The organism is uncultured Maribacter sp. (assembly GCF_963977385.1).
In the GTDB taxonomy this organism is placed as follows: domain Bacteria; phylum Bacteroidota; class Bacteroidia; order Flavobacteriales; family Flavobacteriaceae; genus Maribacter.
In genome coordinates this window covers 97048-113890 of the sequence record NZ_CAXBOU010000015.1, presented here as the reverse complement: position 1 = coordinate 113890, position 16843 = coordinate 97048, and the positions used below count along the sequence as shown (strand labels likewise).

Sequence of the window (16843 nt, the reverse complement as noted above, 5' to 3'; positions counted from 1 at the left end):
CTAGTCTAGCTCTTCAAAATCAATGTATTCACCTACTTTTTCAGAATCAGCTTTTTTCTTAGAAGTTTTTTTATTTATTATAACGTCTCCTACATTTTCTTCACTTGAAGCACGTTGCGTGTCAAAAGCTTGCTTAAAATGTGATTCTGTTTTCTTCGCTGCGTAGCTTAAAATTTTTGGCGCAAATAACCGTACTAAAAATTTTAGTAGGTAATACACCAAAAGAATTATCAATATAGTTTTTAAAAAAGCCATTTATTACTGCTTATGTATATCAAAAATACAATTATCACGTTGTATAACATAGAATCATAATATTAAAATAAATATAAAATCGTGTTCATGAATAGTCTATTTGTCTACTCAAAATCATATCAATACGTATTAAGCATTCTTTTATTTTTACCATTAGTTGGTATTTCACAATATACAGATGTTATAAACTCAAACAGACCAGGCCTTTCGGTAAGTGCATATGCTGTTGGAAAAAATGTAGTTCAAGCAGAATTAGGAGTGTTCTATGAGCAGCGTGATCACACATTACTGAACACCCAATCTGATATTTGGGGCAGTGATATTTCATTACGATACGGATTGTTATTTGAGCGACTAGAACTTAATTATGAAGGTACTTTTCAAGACCAGGATATAACGTATTCTAATTTTAACCTACTTGCAAAACGAAGAGATTTCTCAAGAAATCGTTTAGGACTTAAATATTTAATTTATGACCCTTTTAAAAGTGAGGAGGCTAATAAACCAAATCTTTATAGTTGGAGAGCAAATAATAAATTTCAGCTTAAAAATTTAATACCAGCAGTTTCCTTGTACGGTGGTGCTAATTTTGTAATTGGCGACAACCCTTTTTATGTGGGTGAACCAACGCTATCGTACCGAGGTATGATTGCTACACAAAGTCGTATAACTCCGAGATTTGTTTTGATTACCAATACTGCTTTAGACCGTATTAGTTCTGATGACCCAGAATTAAGTTATTTAATATCCCTATCTCACGCCTTTAGAAATCCGAAGTGGAGTGTATTTGTTGAGCATCAAGGTATACAAAGCGATCAATACGCCGACCTATTGATTAGAGGAGGTATTGCCCATTTATTGAAAGAAAACTTACAATTAGATTTTAACATGGGTGCAAGTTTAAAAAACACACCTTCCCGTATTTTCATTGGACTAGGAGGTTCATACAGAATGGATTTTCATCAGGATAGCCTAAAACCTATAGAAGACCAAGAGGCAGACCAAAATGGTGGCGCTATTGATAAAAAGGCCATGAAAAAGGACAAAAAGAAAAAGAATAATGGTAGCGGCGCTGAAGATATTGACCTTGGTCCTTCCAAAAAGCAACTTAAAAAATTAAAGAAGGAAGAAAAAAAGAAAAAGAAAAACAAAGAGAGTAACGAGATAGACTTTTAAGACATTTACCTCTTAATCATTTTTCATTCTTACCTCTTTTCTGTTCTGATTAATATTCCTAATATTGATACTTCTAAAGAAGTTCAATGATCACACTACATGAAGCTAAAACAAAGCAAGACCTAAAGCGCTTTGTTACCTTTCCTTTTTCACTTTACAAAAACAATAAATATTGGGTACCCCCAATTATTAATGATGAACTGGAAAGTTTTAATAAGGATAAAAATCCTGTTTTTAAAGATGCCGAAGCTTGGTTCTTTCTAGCTTTTGATGGAGACAAGTTGGTAGGGCGTGTTGCTGCCATTTTAAATCACTTAGAAGTAAACCAACAAAAGGTAAAGAAAATGCGTTTTGGATGGTTCGATTTTATTGATGACCCATCAGTTTCAAAAGCACTTTTAGATAAGGTAGCTGAAATTGGAAATCAACACAACTTAGAATATATGGAAGGCCCAGTAGGCTTTTCAAATTTAGATAAAGTAGGTGTTTTGGTCGAAGGTTTCGACCATATAGGAACCATGATTACTTGGTACAATCACCCCTATTACAAAGACCATTATGAAAATTTAGGCTTTGTAAAGGAAAAGGAATACATGGAAAATAAGTTTCCAGCAAAGAATGCGGATCCGAAACTTTTTTCAAAATTGAACGATTTAGTAAAAAGACGTTATGGTTTAAAGGAGGTTAATTTCACCAAGACAAAGGAAGTAATGCCCATGGCAGATGAAATGTTCGACCTTTTCAATGAAACCTACGCTAGTTTGTCATCTTTCGTTCCTATTACAGAAATTCAAAAAGCATATTTTAAAAAGAAGTATATCAGCTTTATCAATCCTGAGTACATAAAATTCATTAAGGACAAAGATGATAAACTAATTGCTTTCGCTATAGTAATGCCTTCATTTTCTGAAGCGCTACAGAAAGCCAATGGAAAATTATTTCCATTCGGATTATATCACCTTCTAAAAGCAAAGAAGAATAGCAAGGACGTAATTTTTTATCTCGTAGGTATACATCCTGAATATCAGAATAAAGGGGTTACGGCAGTAATATTTAATGAGTATTACAAAACCTTTACCGAAAAAGATATTGATATGTGCTTTAGAACACCTGAACTTGAAGAGAACTTAGCCATTAAACAAATGTGGAAACATTTCGACCCTGTCATCTATAAACGTAGAAGAACCTATAGAAAGGCATTGAATAAAGCATAATTAAAAAGCCCAGTATCACATTTGATACTGGGCTTTTTAAAATTATATAACAATTTGGTTTTATTCACCCATTGCCGCTGCAACTGCAGCAGATAGCCTCTTATAAGTCCCGTTCTGCAAACGCTCACGAATAGATGAAAATGCTGTTAAAGTTTCCTCTACGTCTTGTAATGTATGCGTAGCAGTTGGTATTAAACGTAAAAGTATTAGACCTTTAGGTATTACCGGATATACTACGATAGAACAGAAAATACCATGATTTTCTCTTAAATCTTTCACTAATGCCATCGCCTCAGGTATACTACCATTAAGATAAACAGGGGTTACACAACTTGTAGTTGTACCTATATCAAAACCATTTTCTTTTAATCCATTTTGAAGCGCATTTACGTTCTCCCATAATTTAGCTTTAAGCTCAGGTTGGGTACGTAACATATCTAAACGTTTCAATGCTCCCTTCACATAAACCATAGGCAATGATTTAGCGAACATTTGTGAACGTAGGTTATATTTTAAATAGTCAATAATACCTTGGTCAGCAGCTACGAAAGCACCAATACTAGCCATTGATTTAGCAAAAGTAGCTAAGTACACATCAATACCATCTTGCACTCCTTGCTCTTGTCCTGCTCCTGCACCTGTTTTTCCTAACGTTCCAAAACCATGTGCATCATCAACTAAAAGACGGAAATTAAATTTACTCTTAAGAGCAACTATCTCTTTAAGAATACCTTGTTCTCCTCGCATTCCAAATACTCCTTCAGAAATAACTAAAATACCTCCTCCAGTTTGTTCTGCCATCTTAGTAGCACGCTCTAAGTTCTTTTCAAGACTTTCTGTGTTATTGTGAACGAAAGTAAATCGTTTACCCATATGTAAACGAACGCCATCGATAATACACGCGTGACAATCTACATCATAAACAATGATATCGTCTTTAGTTACAAGGGCGTCTATAACTGACATAAAACCTTGGTAACCAAAATTCAATAAATAAGAAGCTTCTTTTTCAACAAAAGCAGCACATTCTTTTTCCAATTGCTCATGAAATTCAGTGTGACCACTCATCATTCTAGCTCCCATCGGGTAAGCTGAACCATACTCAGCAGCTGCTTCGCCATCTACTTTTTTAACCTCAGGAAGATTTGCCAAGCCTAAATAATCATTGATACTCCAAGTAATAACATCTTTACCTTGAAATTTCATTCTATTGGAAATAGGACCTTCTAATTTAGGAAAAACGAAATATCCTTCAGCTTGTGAAGCCCATTTACCCAAAGGGCCTTTATTCTGTAAAATTCTATCAAATAAGTCTCTCATTGCTTAATTCAGTTCTGTTTGCAAAAGTAAATAAATTTGATTAGGATTCATAAATTATTTACAATGCAAAAAAGTGGGCTATAAACCCACTTTTTTTTTTAAAATTATATAATTTATATTATTTGATAAATTGAATCTCCTGTGTTTCTTCTACAGTACTTGTGTTTAAGAAACCCTGATCTTCCATCCATTGGTCGCTATAAATTTTACTCATATAACGAGAACCATGATCTGGAAAAATAGCAACTACATTACTATTCTTATCAAATGTATTTAATTCGTTCAATTGTCTGATAGCTTGCATTACCGCACCACTCGTGTAACCAACGAAAATACCTTCTGTTCTAGAAATTTCTCTAGCAGTATGTGCACTTTCAGCATCGGTAACCTTTATAAACTCATCGATAATACTAAAATCGGTAGCGCCAGGAATCAAGTTTTTACCTAAACCTTCTATACGGTACGGATAAATTTCATTGACATCTAATTTTCCCGTCTCATGATATTTTTTCAATACCGACCCAAAAGCATCAACTCCGATAACTTTAATATTGGGGTTTTGCTCTTTTAGATAACGTGCCGTACCAGAAATAGTACCGCCAGTTCCACTACAAGCAATCAAATGTGTAATTTGCCCACCTGTTTGCTCCCATATTTCAGGGCCTGTTGATTTGTAGTGAGCTTCCATATTCAGTTTATTAAAGTACTGATTGATATAAATGGAGCCTTTTGTTTCTTTGTGTAGTCTTTTTGCAACTTCGTAATATGACCTAGGATCATCTGCACTAACATGTGCCGGACAAACATAAACCTTAGCTCCCATAGAACGAAGCATGTCAATCTTATCTGGAGATGATTTTGAGCTAACCGCCAAAATACAATCGTAACCTTTGATAATACTAGCCATAGCAATACTAAAACCAGTATTACCAGAAGTAGTCTCGATTATAGTACTACCTTCCATAAGTAAACCTGCTTTCTCAGCCTGCTCAATTATATGAATAGCAATTCTATCTTTAGAAGAATGGCCTGGGTTAAAAGCCTCGACCTTCGCGTAAAAATTACCGGTAAGACCTTCAGCAATTCTATTTAATTTAACTAGCGGTGTATTACCTACTAATTCTAAAATATTGTTGTAAGCCCTGATCTCATTTTTCATAAGGGGGATCAATGTTTAGTTATTTCTATAAACGAAATTTGTTAAAATTTCTGATGCAAAAATACTATTTTTTTTCAACTATGCGATTTTTCCTTCTAAATCTAAAAGAAAGGCGTATTCTTTGGCCACCTCACGTAAAGACTCAAACCTACCTGAAGCACCACCATGACCAGCTTCCATGTTCGTATTAAGCAATAATAGATGCGTATCTGTTTTTAATTCCCTCAATTTAGCTACCCATTTAGCTGGTTCAAAATATTGTACTTGAGAGTCATGCAAACCTGTAGTTACCAACATGTTTGGATATTCTTGCGTTACTACGTTATCATATGGAGAGTATGACTTCATATATTCATAATACTCCTTTTCATTAGGGTTTCCCCATTCATCATATTCACCTGTAGTTAACGGAATAGAATCGTCTAGCATCGTCGTAACTACATCAACGAAGGGTACTGCAGCAATTACTCCATTATATATTTCTGGCTGAATGTTGATAATTGCACCCATTAACAAACCACCGGCAGAGCCACCCATGGCATACAAATGACTGGCACTGGTCATCTTTTGTTCAATTAAGAATTTAGAACAATCAATAAAGTCGGTAAATGTATTTTTCTTTTGTAATAATTTACCATTATCATACCATCTACGACCTAAATACTCCCCTCCTCTTATATGCGCAATTGCATAAACAAAACCACGATCCAATAAACTTAAACGTACTGTAGAGAAATAAGGATCTATTGTGGCGCCATAAGAGCCATATGCATATTGTAATATTGGTGTACTCTCATCTAAGACAGTATCTTTTCTATATACCAAAGACATTGGTATTTTCTCACCATCACGTGCAGTAGCCCACAAACGGAGTTCTTTGTAATTATCTTTATCAAAAAGACCTCCAAGTACTTCCTGCTCTTTTTTAATATCCTTTGCCTTAGTTCGCATATTAAAATCAATAACCGAACTCGGTGTCGACATTGAGTTATAGGAATATCTTAATATTTCGGTATCAAAATCAGGATTACTACCAACATAGGCGGTATAAGTTTCACTTTGAAATGGTAAAAAGTATTCTTCACTACCGTCCCATCTTATTATACGAATCTTATTAAGTCCGTTTTCACGTTCAGATAGCACATAATATTCTTTAAAAATATCAATATCCTCTAATAAGACTTCTTCACGATGAGGGATAAATTCTTGCCAATGCTCAGAAGTTGTTTCTTGTTCTGAGGTACGCATTAACTTAAAATTCTCAGCTTTGTCCTTATTCGTTAAAATGTAGAAAGAATTCTCATAATGAAAAATAGTATACTCTAAACCTCGCTTTCTTGGAGAGAAAACTTCAAATTCCCCATCAGGATTATCAGTAGGTAAAATTTGAAATTCAGAAGTTAATGTACTAAAAGAGCCAATTACCAAATACTTTTTAGATTTAGTACGGTAAATAAAAGTGCTAAATGTATCATCATCCTCATGAAAAATCAAAATATCTTCAGACGTTGGTGTTCCTAATTTATGCTTGTAGATTTTATCTGAACGAAGAGTTACAGGGTCTTTTCTTGTATAAAATAAAGTTTCGTTATCATTAGCCCAAACTCCACCACCAGTTGTGTTCTCAATTTTATCATCTAAAATTGCACCTGTATCAAGATTCTTAATCTGTAATGTGTATTGCCTTCTAGAAACAGTATCTACACCAAAAGCTGCAAGTTTGTTATTTGGACTAATTGCAATACCTCCAAGACTAAAGTAATCATGACCTTTTGCCATATCATTACCATTGAACATTATTTCTTCTTCAGCATTTAAGTGCTGCTTGAATCTTGAATATAAAGGGTATTCACCTCCTATTACATATCTAGTACTATACCAATAATCATTTAATCTATATGGCACAGAAGAATCATCCTCTTTAATTCTGCCCTTCATTTCTTGAAAAAGAGATTCTTGAAAATCTTTAGTATGCCCTGTTAAAGCATTATAGTAATCGTTCTCTGCCTCTAAATATGAAATAACTTCTTTGTTCTCCTTGTCATTAAGCCAATAATAGTTATCCAAACGAACATCATTATGAATGATTAACTCTTTTGGGATTTTTTTCGCTATTGGCGGATTCTTTAGACTCATATAAAGTACATTATTTAATAAGCAGACAAAAATAAGACTAATTCACAGATCCCCTTTTAGAATACTTAAAAACAAAAATGCCATCCTATTTTATTATTTTTACATTCTAAATCTAAAAGTTAAATTATGTTCGGAGATATGATGGGTATGATGGGGAAACTTAAAGAGACCCAAAAAAAAGTAGAAGCCACAAAAAAAAGATTAGATACCGTTATACTTGAGGAAAAATCAAAGGATAACTTATTATCAGTAACTATTACTGCTAACAGAGAATTGAAGAAAATAACAATAGATGACAGTCTTTTAGAAGACAAAGAGCAACTAGAAGACTACTTAATTATGACTTTAAACAAGGCCATACAAAATGCTTCTAACGTAAACGAAGCCGAATTAGCTGCCGTGGCAAAAGAGGGCATGCCCAATATTCCGGGTATGGACTCGTTATTTAAGTAAGATTGGCAAGTTTTTTGCACTTAAACAACAAAATCTTGGATATGAAATACGTTATCATTCTATTTATGCTTCCATTATTCATCACTGCTCAGGCAGATTATGGTAGTGTTGAAAATTGTAAATGGCTAACAGATTATGATACAGCTATATCCAAAGCAAAAAAGCAAGATAAAAATGTACTTGTCTATTTTACGGGTAGTGATTGGTGTCCGCCATGTAAAATGCTAAAAACAGATTTGTTCGACACGAATGAATTTCAAGAATTGTCTGACAATTATGTTTTATTATATATAGATGTACCTCGAAATAAAGATTTGCTATCAGAAAAACAGTTCGCTCACAACAAAGAGTTGCTTAACAAGCTAAACAAAAGAAAGGTTTTTCCTTTATTAAAAGTAATAGACTCTAAAGGAAAAGAATTGGATCAACTATCTGGCTATAGTATGAACGGAGTAATAGATTCACATGTTCGTCTACTGAAAAAAAATATTTAAGTTCATAAATTTCACATATATAAAAAGGGCTTATACAAATGTATAAGCCCTTTTTACTTTGTCTAAATTAATAACTTAGTTATTAATTAATCTAAATTGAGTTCTTCTGTTTGCCGCATGCTCTCTTGCAGTACAAGAAACACCGTCTTTACATCTGTTTAATAATTTAGTTTCACCGTAACCATTTGCTACTAAAAGACTAGAGTTAACACCTTTAGTTATTAAATAATCAGCAACAGCCTTTGCTCTTCTTTCAGAAAGATTTTGGTTTGAAGCTGCACCACCTTGAGAATCTGTATGTGAAGCCAATTCAACTTTAACACCTGGGTTTTGAGCCAATACAGGTAATAATCTATTATCAATTAAGTTTCTAGCTTCTGCAGTTAAAGTAGCACTTCCAGACTCCCAATTGATAGGTAAAGCTTGGTACTCAACTAATGCACACTCTACTTCTTTCCAAGTAGTTAATCCACCTTTTTCCTTTAAAACTTCTTTTGTAATGATTGTAGTTTTGGCAGGAACAGTTTCTTCTGCAGTGTAAGCATCTTTATCTAATACTGTCTTAGTAATTTCTCTGTACTCAGCAGGAATAATTTTCTCAACAACCGTTGCTGGAGAAATCAATACTGTTTTTGTATATGATCCATTTTTAGAACCTATTGCAGTACTAGATGTAGAAGCATCATTTGCAAGAACTTGTGTAGAAACAGTCTCAAATTGTGCAGGATACCCTTTATAACACCAGTATCTACAATCATCAGGATTACCTGACTCACAATCAGGAGCAGCAACACCTAATTCCCATTGAGCATAAGCAGGCTTAATTTCTAGAGTTTGTGTGCTAGGAGAAAACGCAGCAGGTATAACTTGTAAAGAATTTCCACCGGCTTTAGACACATATGTTACTGTTTCAGTCCCCCATTTTGCAGGAACTACGGTTAATACTTTCTCTTCTTCTCTAACTAATACTCTTTCTGTAATCGTTTTAAAAGTAGCAGGATTTGTCTTAAGCACCTTGTATGCCGGATTCGTTGTAATCGTGGTTGATTCGTTCACATAGACATCTGGTGTTGTACAGCGCACATAGCATTTACCTGGTTCAGGATTTGATGGCAAATCTTGTGCCATTGCAAAAGATGCTGAAAATGCAACTGCTAAGAATAATAATTTTTTCATGTAGATAGTGTTTAAAATTTATAAATGGTTATTTAATTAAATTGTTTAAGAAATCTGATTTAGTTACTTCATCTTCGAGTTAAGTTCAAATTGAAACTAACTGATCAAACACCTCAATAATTAAGACACACTATTATTTAGAAAGTCACTAAAATTGAGAGAAATTATTATTTACCTTTAAGGATATGATAAAGATTGATAAAAAAAAAGACGGCAAATTTGTGTTTAAATTAAAATCTACGAATGGTAAAACATTGCTTAAAAGTGTTTCATTTTCAAGCAAAGAAGATTTAGATAAAACCTTAAATGATTTTAAGGGTTTAAAAGATGCTAGAACTAAATTTTTTGAACGTAAGACAAATACTGAAGGTAAATTTCTTGTAGAGCTAAAAAACCAAAATGGAATAACCATTGGTTCAAGCGGACTTTACACTTCAGAGGCAGGTATGGAGAATGGGATTTTAAATATTTCGAATAGTCTTGAGCTAGGGCTTCAATAGGCTTAAAATGCTGTTAATTGCTTTAACAACTCATCATGCATAGCATCAGTATAGTCTAAATGAGTGACCATACGTAATTTACCCTGCCCCATACCAATAATCAAAATATCCTTTTCCTTAAGTTTATTGACGAAAGTATCGCTAGTCAAAAAAGATTCATCTATTTCAAAAATGACAATATTGGTTTCTATAGGCTCAACCTTTTTTACAAAAGATTTAGCAGATAGTGCTTTTCCTATTTCTTTGGCCTTTTTATGATCCTCAGCTAATCTTTCAATATTATGGTCTAAAGCATAAATTGCAGCAGCAGCCAAAAACCCAGATTGGCGCATACCACCACCAAAAATCTTACGGATTCTTAAGGCTTTATCCATTTGCTCTTTGGTTCCTAATAACAAGGAACCAACTGGACAGCCAAGCCCTTTACTTAAACACACACTTATAGTGTCAAATAGTTGACCATACTGCAAGGCAGACTCTTTCTTTTCTACTATCGCGTTCCATAAACGAGCACCATCTAAGTGAAAACCTAGATGATGTTCGTCACAAATTTTTCTAATTTTTTGGAGCTCTTGAAAATCCCAACAAGTGCCGCCACCTTTATTTGCCGTATTCTCAACACATACTAAGCTAGTTAACGGACTATGATAAAAGTCCGGTGGGTTTATAACAGCTTCCACTTGAGCTGCGCTCATTGTACCTCTATCACCATCAACTAATCTACAAGACACTCCGCTGTTAAAACTAACGCCACCGCCTTCATAATTATATATATGAGCGTATTTATCACATATTAACTGTTCACCAGGTTGCGTATGCAATTTAATAGCCGTTTGGTTTGTCATAGTACCGCTTGGAAAAAACAACGCAGACTCCATACCAAAAAGATTGGCTACTTTTTCTTCTAGTGCATTTACGGTTGGATCTTCTTTAAAAACATCATCACCAACAACCGCCGACATTATAGCATCTAACATACCAGGCGTTGGTTTTGTTACCGTATCACTTATAAGATTTATTTGCATTACAACGTTGAGTATTTAGATTAGTGAAAACAACCCATACCGATAGGAGAACCATCAGGAATTTTAGGCGAAGGTATCACTTTGAACAATTCTGGGTGTTCATTAAATTCTTTTATTCTTTTAATCATTTCAGCATGTATAGCATTACTACCTGAATCTTTGACCAATTGAAAGCTCAATTCTTTCAGTTTTTGAGAAGCAATAGCATTCACTTGAGGATGTACTTCTGTATGCCCTGCTAGATTCATTATATGAAACAAAACTCTAAAATTAATAATTGTTTGAGCTTCACTTAAGTAAGCATCTTTATGTTTTCTGTTAATTGTTTTAGAAATTAATTCATCTATAACTTCTTCTAAACCTACATTATCTGTTTCTATAGATTTTTGTTGAATTAACCTTGATGCTCGCTCAGGATGTAGTAAAAATAATAAGGTCATATCAGAAGCCGTTTCAACAGCTGACAATGCATCAAAAGAAACTCCGGTTTTACCATTTATAGATTCGCGTGTTCTAGGAGTGCCAAAAGCTCTTGGTGGAAACAAACTAAGCTTATCCTTTGGTATTGCAATTTCATTAGCATCTAAAGTGGTCAAAATACTTTTCAAAGCCTCTTTCTGCAATGCCTTATCTGCAATTACAACAGTTTGTTGTCCGTCACCTTTCACTGCATAATTATATTCCAACCCTCCAATAATTTTTGACACACCCTCTGTTTGATACCTATGAAAGAAATATAAGGGCACAAATACATCCTCTAAAACTGAATAAGGAGTTCCATCTTGAATATTATCCACTGAAAAATTATCAATAGCCTTTTTACGAACTTTCAACATCGCATCTAATTCTTTACTAACACTCGTACCATTATCCCACAAATGAGCTAACACATGAGCGCTACCCTGTGGTCGAGCATCTTGATCGGTGATATAACGAAGTCCGTCTGCTTTGGCCTTGTCCAAAATATTATTCAAACCTTTCTTCTCCTCTTCTTTAGAAAAATTCTGATATGAATACGCCACTGTGACTTTATCCCAATCCCCTATTCCTGTTTCATATGCCTTTGAAAAATCTATTTCTCCATCAACTAATGAAAATTGCGGATGAGGATAATCCATAACCGAAGATTTGTCTGTTGTACTTGCAGCATAGTTATGGGCAAAACCAAGTGTATGACCTATTTCATGAGCAGATAATTGTCTAATACGCGCTATCGCCATATCTAACATTGGTTGATAATTATCATCGCGTTCAGCAAAAGGTTTATTCATTAAGGCTTGTGCAATTAGAAAATCTTGTCGGATACGTAAACTACCAAGACTAACGTGCCCTTTTATAATTTCCCCCGTTCTTGGGTCGGTGATACTACTACCATAGCTCCACCCTCTTGTAGATCTATGAACCCATTGAATTACATTGTAACGCACATCTAACGGATCTGCATCATCTGGTAACATTACTAACTGAAAAGCATCTTTATAGCCAATTGCTTCAAACGCTTGGTTCCACCAACGACCACCTTCTAAAAGAGCAGATCTTACCGGTTCTGGTGTTCCATTATCCAAGTAGTAAATAATTGGCTCTACCGCTTCACTAATTTCTTGACTAGGATTCTTTTTAACTAATCGATGTCTTGTAATAAATTGTTTAAGAATCGGAGACTCAACGGGTGTAGCATAATCATAAAAAGAAAATGGGTAAGAACCACTTCTTGGATCAAACTCGCGCTTTTCAAAATTATCATCTGGTAATTCTATAAATGAATGATGTTCGGCCACTGTTATTAAACTTGCATTAGGAGCAACACTTTTTATATAATTACCTGTTGGTTCTCCCTTAAATGTCAATGTAACATCGAACTCTACATTTTTTGGAAAAGCTTTTGTTCTATCTAAAGCGAATGCACTTTTCGATTTATCTAAATTATAAGACCCTTGCTTAGTACTTTTTAATCTATTGGAAACCCCATGGGCATCTTGCATTAAGAAATCCGTAATATCAATGACATAAATTCCATTCTTCTCCTCCTCTATAGGAAAACCGAATAGAACAGATTTAGCAAATGCTTGTTCTACAGATTTACGTTCTAATACATTGTCAGTAATGGCCCTGTATTTCAGATTTGGTTGAACCAGCAATAATTTATTACCTGCTTTTTCAAAGAAAACAACTTGTTCATTACCTAATTGGCCACGATCTAAACCAATATCATTACTACCGATACCGCTACTTAATGAGTATACATATAAAAAATCTTTGTCTAAATCATCTACTTCTAGATAGATTTTATCACTGGTCTGATCATAATAGAAATCATAAAACCCTTCATATTTAACAAAGTCTTTTTTCTTTTCGCTGAACTGAGCAGATATCATATTAAATGACATCAAAGCAAATCCTACTAGAAGTACATAATATTTTTTCATTCTCTTTTAGTTTTCCCTAAAAGTATAGAAAATCTTATAAAGGATAAAAAGTACTTAAGTAGAAAAATTACAAATATAAATCTTGTTAAAAATATTACCGTATTATTATCAAATTGGGAATAATACTAAGTATTAATACCAATATTCCTTTAAATAAATGGTTTTTATCACGTACCTTAAAAGAAAACATTTCATATGACCAATATTGAAAATCAAATATTTTCTTCTTATCAAAGAAATCCTGATTTATATGATGAAATATATAATCGCGATGGAAAAATCAAGGAGGTCTACCAAAAATTATTTAATTTATATGGTGAACATTCAATTAGCGATTATGTAAATCTAAACTCAAAGGCAAAATCTTCATTTTTCAACCAAGGAATTACATTTCAAGTTTATGGAGATAAAGATGTACAAGAGAAAATTTTCCCTTTTGATTTATTCCCTCGAATTATTGACTCTGATGAATGGGATATTATAGAAAGAGGATCTATACAAAGAAGCAAAGCTTTGAATTTGTTTTTGTGGGATATTTATCATGATAAAAAAATACTTAAGGACAATATTGTTCCTTTAGAGTTAATTACCACATCTGCAAATTATCTAGATCAAATGAATGGAATTGATCCTCCAGGAGGAATCTATAATCATATCTCAGGCATAGATGTTATTAAACATAATGATGGTAAATATTATGTATTAGAAGACAATATTAGGTGTCCGTCAGGAGTAAGTTATGTAATATGTAACCGAACGGCACTTAAAAAAGCACTTTTTGGGGTTTTTAATCATTATCAAACACATACTGTCACAAACTACGCTGAAAATCTATTAGAGCTATTAGAATCTGTTAAACCTATGGGAGTAGATGTTCCAAATTCCGTGGTTATAACTCCAGGAATGTTTAACTCAGCTTTCTACGAACACTCTTATTTAGCAAAAACTATGGGAGTTGAACTGGTAGAGGGGCGTGATTTATTTGTAGAGAATGACTTTGTTTATATGAAAACTATCAAAGGCCCAGAAAAAGTAGATATCATATATAGAAGAGTAGATGACCAATTTATTGACCCATTAGAGTTTAAGCCAGATTCTACTCTTGGTGTTCCTGGTCTTTTTGCCGCTTATAAAAAAGGGAATGTAACCTTAGCGAATGCTCCAGGAACAGGCGTTGCAGATGACAAAGCTGTATATACTTATATGCCACAGATAATTAAGTATTATCTCAATGAAGAACCTATCTTAAACAATGTACATACCTACCATTGTAGCCGGCCAGACGAATTAAAATATGTTCTAGAACATATTCACGAGCTTGTAATAAAACCTGTAGATGAAGCTGGTGGATATGGAATTTCTATTGGAAATAAATTAACTAAATCTGAAATAGAAATAGTAAAGAAAGAGATTAAGGAGAATCCAAGAAAATATGTAGCTCAACCTATAATGTCACTTTCTGTACACCCAACTTATATTGACGAAACAGAGTCGTTTGAGCAAAGACATATTGATTTAAGAACCTATACAATTTTAGGAAAGGATAAGGAATTCGTTTTAAAAGGTGGGCTCACGCGTGTGGCACTAAAAAGAGGAAATTTAATCGTAAACTCATCGCAAGGTGGTGGATCCAAAGATACTTGGGTACTAAAAAAATAAAGAGTAATATATGTTAGCAAGAGTAGCCAATAATCTATTTTGGATGGGACGTTATATTGAACGTTCAGAGCACATAGCACGTTATTTAAACGTTAATTATTTTTCATCTTTAGATGCACCAAATATTAAATCACAAGATCGGCAATTCGTATTACGTTCTATGTTGTTCATGGTAGGTGACCCAGAAAAAGATGAAAGTAAATTGCTTAAAGAAGAGGATATTATTTACCAAATAGGACTAAATCCTGTGTATCATTTTTCAATTCTCAATAATGTCAAACTTGCCAGGGAAAACGCCAATAGCGCTAGAGATTTAATTTCTACTGAGCTTTATGAAGCCATAAATAAGTTTTATCATTTTGTATTAAATTATCCGAAAGAAATTTTCGTTAAAAACGGTTTACATGATTTCACCACCCATGTTGCCGAAATGACAGCTATATTAAGAGGTAAGATTAGAGGTACTTTGTTGCACGATGAAACCTATGCTATTATCTTAATGGGAGTAAACATTGAACGAGCTACCCAAATTACTAGAATGATAAATGCAAAATATAATGATGCTTTAATGGCTCAAGGTATTTATGAAGATAAATTTAGTAAAAGTTTTGAATGGACTACATTATTAAAATGTGCCGAATCTTACGATATGATGCGAAGGTTCTATAAAAAAACACCAACAAGTATTTCAACTTTAGAATTTCTAATTCTTAACCCTAATTGCCCAAGATCGGTAATGAACGCTCTCAATCAAGTAAATGAGCATATTAAAATTTTAAATCCAGAAAAACGATATAATAAAGATTCAACTGCATTCTTAATTGGCCGTATTCGTGCAGAATATGAATACAAATATGTAGAAGAAATTGAAAATGATATTAAGGCGTTTATTGAAAATATTCTCGACAGTCTAGTTGAAATTAGTAACAAGGTGGACGAAGAGTTTTTTAACTATTAAGCGAATAAATTAAGATATCTTTGCTCACTATGCCAAAAGAATATGAAATTACCTACAAAGCGGAAAACAGTTATGAAAATTGGGTTCATGATGCGTATTGGCAATTTTTAATTATTCCAATGGAAAACAAATGTCAACACGAAGTTGAAATAGAGTTTTCTAATTCCCTTTTCGCTAATAAAGAGATTTCTATAAATGGTTATGGATTTAAAACTATTCGAATAAGTCCTAAGAAAAAATTTAAACATATTTCTTTTGAGGCTAAATTCAAACTTAAAAAAGAAGAAGTTAATCCTTATAATTTTGATTTAGATATCGATAATACTATAGGATACAAAAGAATAGACGAATTAGATTTTAAAATTATTCATGAAAGGTTTTTAAAATTTACGTCATTTACTAAGTTAAATCAGGCTCAAGAAGAATTATTTTTGTTTAACAACTCAGTTTCTATCTTCAAAAATTTACAAGATTTAAATAGTTGGACATATAAATTTATTCATTTCAAATCTGGTGTAACTGAAGTTGGCACACTGTTGAACGTTGTTATCGTAAATAAACAAGGAGTCTGTCAAGATTTTACTCATCTATTCTGTGCATTAGCTAGGGTAAATGGAATTCCTACAAGATATGTTTCTGGCTATCTTAACCAAGGAAGTGGTCTGTTCGGTGATTCTCAAATGCATGCATGGGCAGAAGCTTATGTTCCAGAAATTGGATGGATAGGTTTTGACCCTACAAATGATCTATTAGCAAACACTAACCATATAAAGGTTTGCCACGGAAAAGATTATAATGATTGTTCTCCATTAAAAGGAATTATTTATTCTCAAGGGCTAAATAAAACTACACATGCAGTAACTGTTCAAAGTCAACAATAGTTATTCCCAAA

Annotated in this window: 15 protein-coding genes; 8 read left to right on the top strand and 7 right to left on the bottom strand. The window is 33.4% G+C overall.

The genetic code is table 11. The features are described 5' to 3' along the window. The gene (locus AAC084_RS15480; protein WP_339841112.1) at nucleotides 1-255 is read right to left on the bottom strand and encodes a DUF4834 family protein; all 255 of its coding nucleotides are present in this window, start codon (nucleotides 253-255) and stop codon (nucleotides 1-3) included. A gap of 87 nt (nucleotides 256-342) precedes the next feature. On the opposite strand from AAC084_RS15480, the gene AAC084_RS15475 reads away from it, so the two are divergent. Next, nucleotides 343-1431 carry a transporter gene (locus AAC084_RS15475; protein ID WP_339841111.1) on the top strand — a complete coding sequence of 363 codons (1089 nt, stop codon included), beginning with the start codon at nucleotides 343-345 and terminating at the stop codon, nucleotides 1429-1431. Between the two features lie 86 nt (nucleotides 1432-1517). Continuing rightward, nucleotides 1518-2645 carry a GTP cyclohydrolase gene (locus AAC084_RS15470; protein ID WP_339841110.1) on the top strand — a complete coding sequence of 376 codons (1128 nt, stop codon included), beginning with the start codon at nucleotides 1518-1520 and terminating at the stop codon, nucleotides 2643-2645. A 60-nt stretch (nucleotides 2646-2705) separates the two neighbouring features. Here the strand turns inward: AAC084_RS15470 and AAC084_RS15465 are convergent, their stop codons facing one another. From AAC084_RS15465 to AAC084_RS15455, 3 genes are all read right to left on the bottom strand, one after another. Beyond that, nucleotides 2706-3965 carry an aminotransferase class I/II-fold pyridoxal phosphate-dependent enzyme gene (locus AAC084_RS15465; protein ID WP_339841109.1) on the bottom strand — a complete coding sequence of 420 codons (1260 nt, stop codon included), beginning with the start codon at nucleotides 3963-3965 and terminating at the stop codon, nucleotides 2706-2708. A gap of 118 nt (nucleotides 3966-4083) precedes the next feature. Beyond that, nucleotides 4084-5124 carry a cysteine synthase family protein gene (locus tag AAC084_RS15460; RefSeq protein ID WP_339841108.1) on the bottom strand — a complete coding sequence of 347 codons (1041 nt, stop codon included), beginning with the start codon at nucleotides 5122-5124 and terminating at the stop codon, nucleotides 4084-4086. 78 nt (nucleotides 5125-5202) lie between these two features. Then, on the bottom strand, nucleotides 5203-7260 hold the full coding sequence (locus AAC084_RS15455) for a S9 family peptidase (protein WP_339841107.1): 2058 nt from the start codon (nucleotides 7258-7260) through the stop codon (nucleotides 5203-5205). Between the two features lie 126 nt (nucleotides 7261-7386). Here AAC084_RS15455 and AAC084_RS15450 point away from each other — a divergent pair, with 126 nt between their 5' ends. Together AAC084_RS15450 and AAC084_RS15445 are read left to right on the top strand one after the other, a co-directional pair. Continuing rightward, a complete protein-coding gene (locus AAC084_RS15450) occupies nucleotides 7387-7713 on the top strand; it encodes a YbaB/EbfC family nucleoid-associated protein (RefSeq protein ID WP_339841106.1) in 327 nt (108 codons plus the stop codon). Between the two features lie 41 nt (nucleotides 7714-7754). Further along, nucleotides 7755-8207 carry a thioredoxin family protein gene (locus AAC084_RS15445; protein ID WP_339841105.1) on the top strand — a complete coding sequence of 151 codons (453 nt, stop codon included), beginning with the start codon at nucleotides 7755-7757 and terminating at the stop codon, nucleotides 8205-8207. Between the two features lie 75 nt (nucleotides 8208-8282). Here the strand turns inward: AAC084_RS15445 and AAC084_RS15440 are convergent, their stop codons facing one another. Further along, the gene (locus AAC084_RS15440) at nucleotides 8283-9383 is read right to left on the bottom strand and encodes an OmpA family protein (RefSeq protein WP_339841104.1); all 1101 of its coding nucleotides are present in this window, start codon (nucleotides 9381-9383) and stop codon (nucleotides 8283-8285) included. A gap of 185 nt (nucleotides 9384-9568) precedes the next feature. Here AAC084_RS15440 and AAC084_RS15435 point away from each other — a divergent pair, with 185 nt between their 5' ends. Beyond that, nucleotides 9569-9883, top strand: coding sequence for a DUF1508 domain-containing protein (locus AAC084_RS15435; RefSeq protein WP_339841103.1), 315 nt, complete (start codon nucleotides 9569-9571; stop codon nucleotides 9881-9883). Nucleotides 9884-9885: 2 nt separating this feature from the next. Here the strand turns inward: AAC084_RS15435 and AAC084_RS15430 are convergent, their stop codons facing one another. Beyond that, nucleotides 9886-10908, bottom strand: coding sequence for a GntG family PLP-dependent aldolase (locus AAC084_RS15430; protein WP_339841102.1), 1023 nt, complete (start codon nucleotides 10906-10908; stop codon nucleotides 9886-9888). Nucleotides 10909-10928: 20 nt separating this feature from the next. After that, the gene (locus AAC084_RS15425; protein ID WP_339841101.1) at nucleotides 10929-13334 is read right to left on the bottom strand and encodes a zinc-dependent metalloprotease; all 2406 of its coding nucleotides are present in this window, start codon (nucleotides 13332-13334) and stop codon (nucleotides 10929-10931) included. 195 nt (nucleotides 13335-13529) lie between these two features. Between AAC084_RS15425 and AAC084_RS15420 the strand changes: the two genes are divergently transcribed. The 3 genes from AAC084_RS15420 to AAC084_RS15410 are packed head-to-tail and all read left to right on the top strand — an operon-like array spanning nucleotide 13530 to nucleotide 16832. Next, on the top strand, nucleotides 13530-14993 hold the full coding sequence (locus tag AAC084_RS15420; RefSeq protein ID WP_339841100.1) for a circularly permuted type 2 ATP-grasp protein: 1464 nt from the start codon (nucleotides 13530-13532) through the stop codon (nucleotides 14991-14993). A 10-nt stretch (nucleotides 14994-15003) separates the two neighbouring features. Beyond that, nucleotides 15004-15951: an alpha-E domain-containing protein gene (locus AAC084_RS15415; RefSeq protein ID WP_339841099.1), complete on the top strand. Its 948-nt coding sequence runs from the start codon at nucleotides 15004-15006 to the stop codon at nucleotides 15949-15951. A gap of 29 nt (nucleotides 15952-15980) precedes the next feature. Further along, nucleotides 15981-16832: a transglutaminase family protein gene (locus AAC084_RS15410; RefSeq protein WP_339841098.1), complete on the top strand. Its 852-nt coding sequence runs from the start codon at nucleotides 15981-15983 to the stop codon at nucleotides 16830-16832. Nucleotides 16833-16843 lie beyond the last annotated feature (11 nt).